We start from the raw sequence: 11,893 nt of genomic DNA on the forward strand, positions 1-11,893 counted from the left end.
GATATTTTTCAAATCTCTTTAAGGAAATTGAGTTTATAAATTTTGAGAATAGTAGTAAAATTAATAGCAAAAATTAACCTGTCCTTTTAATGCTATTTTCCCAATTGCATAATGTTACGGCTTCTGCAAAATAATAACAATCCAGACAATTTATCATAGAAAATAGATGGTACTTTGACAGTTTACACTTGGAATGAACTAAATGATATTTTGTGGTCCAATTGACCTAACTATTAAAAGATACAGATCAATAATTGACTAAAGAGATATATAGGGCGAGTGTTACCATTTTTACCTGGTTACATTAAATGTCCTCTCCAACCGTAAATATCCACACTCGAACCCTGATTTTTTTAAATGTTCCAGAAATGACATGCTGAACTGAATGCTGCAGTACAATTCGCTTCTGAAGACCATGCTTTCCTATGTTTTGACATTCACAAATCAATCGTTAACTTAGTTTTGGTCCGAGTTTATATCCGTTGTTCAGTTTTTATTAAACCAAAATGGTTTTCCTATGATTATTCTATTTCTTTAAAAAAGACTTTATTTCTAATCTTTCAAACTTGAATGGAAAATACAGCGTAGTCTTTTCTAAGAATTAATGGTTTTATTTTCGTTCTTAAATTTCAAAATAACAGTAGTTCCTGAATTTGGTTTGCTTTTGACCTTTATACTACCGCCATATTGCTCAATAATTTCTTTACAGATAAACAATCCAAAACCAAAACTATCCTCTTTTTTTGTTCCTATTTTATTGACAGGATTTGCTAGTATACCATCAATATGAGCTTGAAATACACCTTCCCCATTATCTTTAATCGCTATGGAAGTAAACTGAGCTCTTTTTATGGCAATGATTTCAATAAATCCATTCATTCTATTAAACTTAATGGCATTTCCGATAATATTTCTCAAAATTGTTTCAATAAAAATGTAGTTGAAAAAAAGTGTAAGATCAGAGGGAACTGACTTTTTTATTTGTATTTTTTTTGTGCCAATTGCTTCTTCAAATTCCAATAATATATTGGTTAATTGATCATCCAAATTCAAAACTTTGAAAACTCTACTTTTATTGAAGTTTTTTGCCTCTATCCAATTTAGAAATAAATAGAAGGACTCATTGATGGTTTCCAGTCGATCAATTTGGCTCTGAATAAATCCTTTATTTTTTTTATTTTCTTGTTTTAACAAAAAGATGGCTTCATTTAACGGCCCTCTTAAATCATGTGAAATAATTCCTAAATAGAATTTCTTTATGGATAATATTTCGTTCAACTTTTCCGTTTCGGCCTTTATTTTCTCATTTAACGATTCATTTACTTTTTTTAATTCAATTTGCTTTTCCCGCTCTATTTCATTGATCCTTTTGATATTTCTTGCTTGTAAATTTGTTATTTGACCGGTCCACAATCCTGTCAGTACAAGTGAAAAAATAGTGATGTATATTTCACTTAAACTATAATAATACTTATTAATCTCTACATTTTTTAAAATAAAAAAAGAGCTTAAAACCAGACAGGAAATCGAATAAAAAAAAATTGAAAATATGGTTATTATTTTATTTTTATAACTGATTTTAGCATTCAGATAAGTCCTATAGACATTAAAATTCAATATGATGAGCCCCGCTATAAATAGGGTTAACATGAAAAGTGGTAAAAGAATAATTCCCAGAAGTATTATAGGGCTAAACTTTAAAACCCATATTAGGGTATTGGAAAATTCAAATTTTATCTTTTTATAAACTCTGACTTCAATCAACCCAGCTTTTATGATTTTTTGAATTATAAGTCCTTCAATTAAGATTGCAAAAAAAATCAGTGATATGCTGACATTCTCTCCTAAAATTAATTTTAAATAATTTATGTAAAAGGGTGCTGGAAGTAAAACAATCCAAAATAGAGAATAGAAAAAAAAATAAAAGAATTTCTTGAATGATAATCCATAAGACAATGAATAAGCGGCCATACCTATCCATACTGTGATGTTGAGGATTCTAATTATATCATAGATTTCCATAAGTTATTTTTTATCTTGAGGGAATGTGCCTATGAGCCCTTGTAATTTGTTTTTATAAGTTAATCCAACAGGAATTGGTTTATCATTGATAAATACATGATTTGCATCTATGCTCGTGATTTTATCCAAATTTACGATGTATGATTTATGTATTCTTATAAACAAATTAGACGGCAAGTTGATTTCTAAATAGGAAATGTTGTCATTAACTAATAAATAGTTGTCATTAAAATAAACTTTGGTATAAATTCCATAAGCAATAATGTAATCTAAATTTTCAAAGTTAATTTTTTGCATTTTTCTTCCAACCTTAAAGAAAAATGAATGAGTATTATTTTCGAGTGTTTCAGGTTGTGATAAACACCTCGATATGGCCTTATTTAACCGACCTTTCGAAATAGGCTTTAAAATAAAATCCTTAATATTTTCATGTTCGTAAGTTTCTATAGCAAAGTTAGGGTGTGAAGAAGTAATTATTATAGGAGTTGTCTTTGTAGCATGAATCAGATCTAATCCATTATCCTTACCCAACATTATATCTAAAAAAATCAAATCGAAGTTTTGGCTATAGATTAATGAAAGTGAATCTTTTAATGTGGTAGCTAAAGTTATTTTACAAAGAATCAAATCATTTAGGTGATTACTCAATTCTTGGAAAAAATGCTCTGAATCCTCTACAATTAATACAGAATAATTCTTCATTTATTTTTTGGCACAGGTGAAAATTAAATTTTTTGAATGCTCAAATATAGTACCAAAATTATATTTTTTTTTCTCTACAAATCACGTTCGTTCTATCTAACTGTTTTTTGGTTATACAAAATGTTAATTACATATAATCAGAAGTTTATTTCATTAAAATAAAAAAGAAAATTTATTCCAGTAATTGTTAAAATTAGTTTAGTTGTATTGGAAATCTAGTTCAACTAAATTAAATCCTACTTCATTTATTTAAATGCCCATTTGCTTAATTAGAGCCATTTTTCGCCTCTCTTTGGAGTTCTTTTTGCGTCTAATTGTTTGACTGATTTGAAAATAATATCAGTTTATGTTTTTCGATTTATTAGAGATTTGAGTCAATATTCTCGATAAAATGATTGCATATAAATTAAAACAAAAAGTAAAAAACATTCAATATGATTTAAGAAAATTTAGCTTTACCTACTAGGGTATCACAAACATAAAAACCTTAAATAAATCTTTCATTGTCTTGGAAAATCAAAGCTTTAATCCTTTGGATTTGTTAAGTCCCATTTCGTTCAATGTTGTTGTTTTAGGTTTCGCAAAAAAGTACACCTTATTTCTTAAAAAGAAGTTAAGTATTTTGTGTGTTCCAATGCTTTGATTTGCGTGTTTGATTCTACTCTTCGTGATTTTAGCTTAATTTCTAATAAGCATAGATGTTTGATAAATTATATCAAATATGAGCGATTTGAAAGATTTTCATATCATTTTTATTCTTAAGTCTTTATATGGTTTTATCGTAAAAAAGCCCTTTGGAAATCATTTTCCCTCTTTTGACTTTAAAACAATTGGATACAATACAATTATAGGAAGTTACCAATTTCTTTGGGTAAATATCATCCTGTTCAATCCTTATTTTGACGATGATTGATAAAAATATTTTGCAATCAGTTTTTAATTTCTTTGATCAAAAAATAGGTCATCTAATAACTTTTTGCTTTTCGATACCTATTAGTTTTTTTTCAAATTAAACTTTCAATTAGATTAAAAACAATTCATTTAAAAATAAATCAAATTAATATAATGAACAATAAAATTACAAATAAACATTTACATATACGGATGCTCTATGTTTTTGCAGTGTGTATGTTTTTGGCAAGTCTGCCAAATCGTGCATTTGCACAACTCACTGGCCCTGGTGGAGTAACCTCGGGTCTTAGAATTTGGCTTAAGCCAGATAAAGATTTTTTACCCAGTAGCTGGAAAGACCAATCGCAAGCGGGTAATACTTATTCCCAAACGAATACTAATAGGCAGCCTTATTCCAATGCTTTTAGCAAAACAACAAACTTCCATCCTACTATTAATTTTGGAGGAAGTACGTTAGCTGATGCACGTTTTATGGTGGTACCTACTGGTAAACCTTTTTCAGCGAATGGGTCTAATGGTAGTATCTTTATGATGATTAGCAAGCATAATTCTAGTGGTGCATATAGAGATTATTTGGGTTTTAATGGCACAACAACAGGTTCATCTTTAGTCAATGCAAATGAGCCAGTAATAACCAGCTTAGGTGATGTGCAAATGTACCCGTATCTGGGGCCCACAGTCGCTGCACCTCTTACGGCTAATGAACTTGCAATATCAGATGTAATGTGGACAGTAGGAGGATCCAGCATAAAATATGGGAATAATGGTCTTAATGGTTCTCGTAATCAAACAGTATTATCAATTCATGCTAGAACGGCTAATGGGTCAATACTTGGTTCACAACCGGAGATATCTGATGCTGATTTCGGTGAGGTTGTTGCCTATGAAAGAGAATTGACAACAGAAGAAAGGACTAAAGTTCGCTCTTATTTAGCCATTAAATATGGTATAACTTTGAAACAAGCTCAAAATTACATTGCTTCCGATGGCACAATAGTATGGAATAGCGATGTAAGTATAGAAGCACAAGCTTATAATAACAATATTTTTGGTGTAGGACTTGACAATGCGTCTACCTTAGACCAACGCATAAGTAATAGTATCAAAGGCGAAGAACCATCGCTTCTTACGGTTGCAACTAGCAATAATTTTTTATTGGCAAACAATGCAATAGGCAGAAGGAAGATGGCGGTTGATAAATCATTTTTAATGTTTGGTGATAATAAAAATATCTCTACTGTTTTACGAAACCTAACTGCGAGTGATTGCCCAGCTATAGACCCCAACGCTAGTGTAAAAAGAATAGAGCGTGAATGGTTTGTGCAAAAAACAGGCACACCAGGTGGAGTTTTTTTGAATTTTGATTTTTCTACTTATGCCATTAATGCAAGAGTGTTTATGTTGGTGGCAGATGATCCATTTTTTACACAAAACGTACAAAAAATTACAGGTACATATAAGGCAGGAATAGGTACGTTTTCTTATGATTTTCCTGCTAACAAATACATCACTTTTGGTGGCGAATACGATGCTACGGTATGTCCTTCGTGCGAAGGAGGCTCATTTAAGATAGATAACAGAGATAAATGGTGGGATACAAAATACCCAGCAGATGGTGATTCTTGGAATTTGAATCAGGTGGGGCCTTTTATAGCAGCTACCCCGACTAGTGGAGCAATCAATGCAACGCTTAAAATCTTAGACCCTGAAGGTGTAGAGTTCATTCCTCAATACCGTCCATGGGTTTTCGGACAAGACTGGTTATGGTTAGAAAGATGGACAAATGAAAACGACGCACTAATTACCTATCAGGTAAATTTGAGTGGAACAACTGCAACTGCTCCAGCACAGGCAAAAGTTAAATTCCAAATTGCAGGTATCAATACCGAAGTAGGTAATTCCGATATTGTTACTGTTGTTGGTTATTGTAATGGCGTTGCGGTAATGCCCACCATTAAATATGCTTCTGCTAACAAGACATATAGGACTTATTCAATTAGTGGTAATGTTTTAACAGGAACCAAATGGTGGGGCTTCGTTGATGACTTTGGCAAGGCGAATGTAGAATTTAATACCCCAGTCGATAGACTTGAAATTAAATGGAAACATAATAGCAAGTGGGCATGGAGAGTATATAAAGCAGATTTGATGATAGGCAAAATGTCGTTTGAGTGTCCAGCTCCACTGCCACCCAATGCGGATGCTATCTATGTAGAACAAGATTTTAATAATAATGATATAGCGACGTGTGGTAAAGCCACGATGGAGTTGAAGTTTACGAATGAAAACTGCGACCCAAGAGTGATTAACTTTAGTGATGTATTACCACCTCAATTAGAGTATATACCTGGTACATATAATGACAGTGATATGCCAGCGGGTACATTACAGCCTACTTACTCAGGTCAAAACTTTAGTTTTAACGCCTTATCAGTTCCTCCAGGATCACGCTCTGTGTATGTAGGAGTACGCCCAACAGGTACAGCTACACCAAATACATATAATACGCAAGGAAACTATACAGTTACCAGCAGTGGTAAATCTTATACTACGATAGGAGACAGTGGAGATTTTGGTCCCACTGCTATGACAATACATGCAGGCACACCTGTGGCAAAACCAGATACGATGTATATGACAGTGAATAAAACTTGCTTCACAGTAGGCGATACATTAACATATACTGTTTCGTTTGTTAACAATACGGCATCTTCAATACCAAAAGTACAATTCCAGAATTTTGTGGATAGTACTAAAATGAGTTTTATTGGAGGAAGTCTTAATACAACATTTGGCGGAACGGCAAATACTTATACAGGTGCCAGTTACTTAGATATTCAGAATATGACATTGCCTTTAGGAGGTAGTAGCCTTTCTTATAAAGTTAGAGTGTTAGCGGCCGCAGATACACTTAGAAATCAAGCAGAAATCTTTATTGATCCTACTTCAGAATGTGGCGGAGAAAATGCTCAAAAAAATACGCAGGAATTGAAGTTATTGAAATGTGCAGATTGTGGTACACCAAGTTCATTGGGTGCAAATAATAAAGCTATTCCAGACCCAATATGTTCGGGAGCTGCAGTAACTTTACAAGGTGCTTGTACTGCGGGCATACCAACATGGTATAAAATAGGTACACCAAATGTAAAAATTGGCACAGGGTCGCCATTGACTCAAAATCCTACTTCCACTACTACGTATGGTTTAGTGTGTAAAGTAGATTCAAACTGTGTTGCATTATTTACATCTTCAAATAAAATAACAGTAACGGTGCAGCCAATAATAGCTCCACCAACTAATAATGTATCTTCAGCAGGTTCAACAGCAATATGTGTAGGAGCAAGCACTACTTTAACTAGTACTTGTGCTTCAGGTAGTACAGCAGTGTGGTATATTGGAGCAGCGGTAGCTGCTACAGGCTCGCCAGTAACAGTAAGCCCAACCACAACTACAACGTATACAGCCAGTTGTAAAGGCACCTCAACCAGCTGTATAAGTGATACTACATCGGCTACCAATAAGGTTATGGTCACTGTAAATCCCGTGGTGGCAGTACCAACAGGAATTACATCATCAAAAGGCACGGCAGGTCTTTGCCTAGGAGATTCTACAAGCCTAAGTGCAACTTGTGCAGCGGGTAGTACTCCAGTTTGGTATATCGGAGCAGCAGTAGCTGGTACTGGTTCACCATTATCGGTAAAACCAACTACAACGACAACTTATACAGCTAAATGTAAAACTACTGATACTGCGTGTGAAAGTGTAAGCACTTCAGCACAGGATATAGTAGTAACAGTGTTGCCAGTAGTAGCAAGCCCTACAGGTTTATCTTCAAGTGCAGGGAACACAATATGTGCAGGTACTTCTACAAGTATTTCAGCAACATGTGCAAGTGGTTCTACAGTTGTTTGGTATTCAGCAGGTGCGTTAATAGCTACAGGTTCGCCTCTATCTATTACTCCAGCAGCCAATGTAACTTACACAGCTAAATGTAAAAGTACAGCAACCTCATGTGAAAGTGCAGTAACTTCGGCAAACGACATAGCGATTATCGTTACACCAATACCAGCAGCACCATCATCGGTTTCTTCAGGAAGCTCAACAATATGTCCTAACGGAGCAACTACCTTATCGGGTATTTGTACTACAGGAACAATACAATGGTATAACGGTTCGGTATCTGTAGGTTCAGGCTCACCATTAGCAGTGGCACCTTTAGCTACAACAACATATAGTGCTACATGTAAATCAGCGGTAGGTACTTGCGAAAGTGTTAAAACGGCTACTTCGGATGTAACCGTAACAGTAGCTAACCCAGCTCCGCCTACGGGCATAAATTCAAGTGCAGGTAATACAGTTTGTACATCTAATACTGCTACAAACTTAACCGCAACATGTGCTGCAGGTAGTACAGTTCAATGGTATATCGGTACAGTATCTGTAGGTTCGGGTTCTCCTTTAGCTATTCAGCCATTGGCAACAACAACTTACACGGCAACTTGTAAGTCAGGAACAGGCACATGCGAAAGCCCTTCATCAACTTCATCTCAAATAACAGTGACAGTTGACCCTTGCAATGTACCAGCACCTTTTATAACTTCAAACCCAACGACACCAGTAGTAGGACAACCTACAATTTTTACAGCAACGGGTTGTACAACAGGAGTTATATCTTGGTATAAAAACGATGTGCTGATTCCAGGGGAAACAAGCTCAACTTATGGCCCTGTTACAGTAGTAGGCGGAGATAAATATACCTCTAAGTGTACAGTAAATAACATTACTAGTCCAGCATCAAATGTGATAGCGATAACGCCAACTACTCCAGTGGTAACACCAAATCCAAATCCAGTGGTAGCAGGACAGCCAGTAACGTTTACGGCAGCGGGTTGTACGAACGGAACAATATCTTGGTTGAAAAACGGTGTTGTAATACCAGGAGCTACCAGTTCAACATTTGGCCCAGTTACAGCAGTATCAGGAGATAGTTATACTTCTGTTTGTACAGTAAATGGAGTACCTAGTTCGCCTTCTACTCCAGTAGTAGTTCCAGCTGCAACAGATGGAGTGTTAAATGTAAAAGCATTATTGCAAGGACCGTTGTCAGGTTCAACAATGACAACTACGTTAAATTCTTTAAATTTAATACCTACTACAGACCCTTACGGTAAAGGAGCCACTACAACAAGTGCAACACTTTCTTCAAACTCAATCACTGACTGGGTATTGGTAGAATTGCGTTCTGCACCAGGTACTATTACCGAAAGTATTGCGGCATTAGTTAAAAACGATGGAACAATTGTAAATGCCGATGGTACTTCACCATTGAAATTTGCGACAACTTCAGGAAACTTCTATGTATCCGTACGTCATCGTAATCACTTAGGTGTAATGACAGCTAACCAAGTGGCTATATCAAGTACAGCACAAGCAATTGACTTTACTACTGTGGCAACATTTGGTACAAATGCACAGGCAGTTGTAGGTGGTGTAAAAGCTATGTGGGCAGGTAATGCAACAGGTATAACACTTACTGGAACAGATAATGTACGTTATAGTAGCGGTGATATCAATGCAGTAACGGGTTATTTAACAACTCAAACAGGAAGCCCAGGTGGTGTAAAACAGAATGTTTACACTAAAGAAGATACTAATTTGGATGGAACAGTACGTTATTCTGGTGGAACTAGAGATATCCTTCCGATAACAATAACTATTACAACTTATCCAAGTAATACTTCATCTAGTTTAGGTTTAATTGTTAGTCAAACATTTTAGTAATTTTTAACAAAGAGCTGAGAGAACTTTTTCTCAGCTCTTTATTAATTATTTAAATAAATATTTTTTTTAAATTAATATATACAAAAATATGAAATCGAAAATATTTCTTCTTAGAATATTCTTACTAATGGCAGTACTTAATATTGCCTTTGCCGCCACAGCCCAATCGGGAAATTTATCTATTGTAAATGAAAATGGTACCTATAAAGTAACTTTCACCCCAACAAGCTCAGGAGCTTTTACATTAGGAGCCTCTTCATTAGTAGCTCTTAAAGCCCCATTGGGTACTATGGCTTTGCCAACTACTGTTACAGATGTATCCGGTGGCCCTTGGACCTTAACAAGCCCAAAACAATCAGATGCAAATTTTGACTATTGGGGATATACAACCAGCGGAAATACTGCTTTGACATTGACTAGCGGTACTTCAATTACGTTATTTACTTTTCCTGCACCATTACCTTGTAATGGAACAGTATCAATTGTAGATCCTGCAAACTTACCTGCAGGTGGAAGTGGAATTGTGAATGGCTTTGACTTTGGTACAACCATTAATTCGCCAGTTAGTGGTAATATAGCTAGTGTAACAGGTGCAGGTGCAGTATGTGCAAACCCTCTTACTGCACAAACCCCTCCATTACAAACAAAAACTGCGGGTGCTCCTGCTACTGGAAATGCAGCTACTGAATTAGCTCCTACTGGTGGTGTTGGTGCCTATACATATCTGCAAGATATTAGCAGTTCATGTATTGCACCATCAGGTGCTACAGCATTACAAACTCCAGTTACTGTTAATAGCTCAACGGGTGCTTACTCTTATAATACGCCGTCAAATCCAGGTACTTATTATTATTGTATTAAAGTTTGTGATGCAGGAACTCCTCAAAGTTGTGTTACAAAAACCTATACAATATCTGTTCCATCAGTATGTAACGCTGGTAGCGTAGCTCCTTCTGTTCATTAATAATTAAAAATTAATGCTGATAGTCAATGTTTTTTCTGAAAGCAAAAAAAAATTGCTTAATGGCAAGCTATTGACCTATCCAAAAGTTTTGAATTACAAAATCATTAATTTTATTATGAGAAAATATGAATAATATATTAACAAATATCAAGATAAATCACCCATTGAGGTATTCTCTTGTGCTGTTTCTGGTTTTTGTAAGGATGATGTCTTACGGCCAAATAGTTGTAAACAATGATTGTAGTAATGTAACAAACCCTACAACAGTTGATTTGACTAAACACGTAATAGATGCTCATCCTGCAGGGACATCATTAACCTGGCATACCGGTACTCCAGCCACATCGAGCAATAAATTTACGGGCGATCCCACAAAGGCACCTGCTTCGACAGGTGGCAATGACTATTATGCGGCTTATGAAGATTCAGCATCAGGATCACCCTGTTATAGCCCAACAAGTGCAGCAATACGTGCAGTATTGATTAGCTGCACAGCTATTCCCCTGTCAAATGAATGTCCTACCACTTTTGTTGATTTAACAACGCATGTTACTTCAACAGGTACTAATATGGTATGGATAAAAGGCTTACCTTTAAATATTGCTAATAAAGTTAGTAATCCAGCTCAAGTAGGGGTTAGTGGAGATTATTTTGCAGTTTTTTATGATCCAACCAATAATTGTTTTGGCCCTGCTTCAGCACCAGTGTTTGTAACTATTACACAATGTAATGTTGTAACTTTAAACAATGTTTGTCCATCAACATTTGTTGATCTGACATCCCATGCTAGTCCTCTGTTAAGCTCTGGTGGAGCTCAATTAAAGTGGTTTACTTCAAGTACTCCTTCAGCTGCTGCAATGGTAGCAGATCCATCGAAAGTGGGTACCACAGGTTCTTATTATGCGGCGTATTATGATTCAATAAATAATTGTTTCAGCCCTGCTTCAGCGGCGGTTCAAGTTACAATTACTACATGTGGAACCGTTTCTTTAGCGAATGTTTGTCCTTCAAATAAAGTTGATTTAACATCACACGCTAGCCCTTTGACAAGCTCAGGCAATGCTCCATTAAAATGGTTTACGTCTAATACTCCTTCGGTTAGCACAATGGTAACCGACCCAGCTGCTGTTACTACTTCAGGAACATATTATCCGGCTTTTTACGACCAAATAAATAACTGTTTTAGTCCGGTAGGTGCTAGTGTGGCGGTAACGATAACACCTTGTACAGTATTGATTCCAGACTTCGCAGTCGTTCAACCAAACACACCATCATCGGGTAATGTAAGTACAAATGATAGCGATGTACCAGCAGGTACTACTTATGGACAACCAATTCCAGTAGCGGGTAATCCAAGCTCATGTGTACCAGTGATGTCAAGCAATGGAAGTTATACATTTACATGTACAACACCAGGCGACTATAATTTCAATGTGCCAGTTTGTCCTCCAGGGGTAACGGTAAATTGCCCAACAGTTCCTTTAAAGATAACAGTTAGCAATCCACTTACAC

The 11,893-nt window shown here is 35.6% G+C and carries 5 protein-coding genes; 3 read left to right on the forward strand and 2 right to left on the reverse strand.

The features are described 5' to 3' along the window. Window positions 1-594 precede the first annotated feature (594 nt). Entirely contained in the window at window positions 595-2,022 is a 1,428-nt protein-coding gene (locus EGI24_RS10290) for a sensor histidine kinase KdpD (protein WP_255048293.1), read from the reverse strand. Window positions 2,023-2,025: 3 nt separating this feature from the next. Beyond that, a complete protein-coding gene (locus EGI24_RS10295) occupies window positions 2,026-2,724 on the reverse strand; it encodes a LytTR family DNA-binding domain-containing protein (RefSeq protein ID WP_255048294.1) in 699 nt (232 codons plus the stop codon). A gap of 1,065 nt (window positions 2,725-3,789) precedes the next feature. On the opposite strand from EGI24_RS10295, the gene EGI24_RS10300 reads away from it, so the two are divergent. From EGI24_RS10300 to EGI24_RS10310, 3 genes are all read left to right on the forward strand, one after another. Next, on the forward strand, window positions 3,790-9,414 hold the full coding sequence (locus EGI24_RS10300) for a hypothetical protein (RefSeq protein WP_255048295.1): 5,625 nt from the start codon (window positions 3,790-3,792) through the stop codon (window positions 9,412-9,414). A 91-nt stretch (window positions 9,415-9,505) separates the two neighbouring features. Continuing rightward, the gene (locus EGI24_RS10305) at window positions 9,506-10,381 is read left to right on the forward strand and encodes a hypothetical protein (protein WP_255048297.1); all 876 of its coding nucleotides are present in this window, start codon (window positions 9,506-9,508) and stop codon (window positions 10,379-10,381) included. Window positions 10,382-10,506: 125 nt separating this feature from the next. Continuing rightward, window positions 10,507-11,893, forward strand: a 1,387-nt coding sequence (locus EGI24_RS10310; protein WP_255048298.1) for a hypothetical protein, incomplete at its 3' end; no start/stop codon positions are given.

The organism is Lacihabitans sp. CS3-21 (genome assembly GCF_024343675.1).
Classification (GTDB): Bacteria; Bacteroidota; Bacteroidia; order Cytophagales; family Spirosomataceae; genus Leadbetterella.

What these genes read in the sequence shown, in the direction of transcription:
- EGI24_RS10290 (WP_255048293.1), bottom strand. Translation starts at nt 2,022, where the DNA reads ATGGAAATCTATGATATAATTAGAATCCTCAACATCACAGTATGGATA.
- EGI24_RS10305 (WP_255048297.1), top strand. Translation starts at nt 9,506, where the DNA reads ATGAAATCGAAAATATTTCTTCTTAGAATATTCTTACTAATGGCAGTA.
- EGI24_RS10295 (WP_255048294.1), bottom strand. Translation starts at nt 2,724, where the DNA reads ATGAAGAATTATTCTGTATTAATTGTAGAGGATTCAGAGCATTTTTTC.
- EGI24_RS10300 (WP_255048295.1), top strand. Translation starts at nt 3,790, where the DNA reads ATGAACAATAAAATTACAAATAAACATTTACATATACGGATGCTCTAT.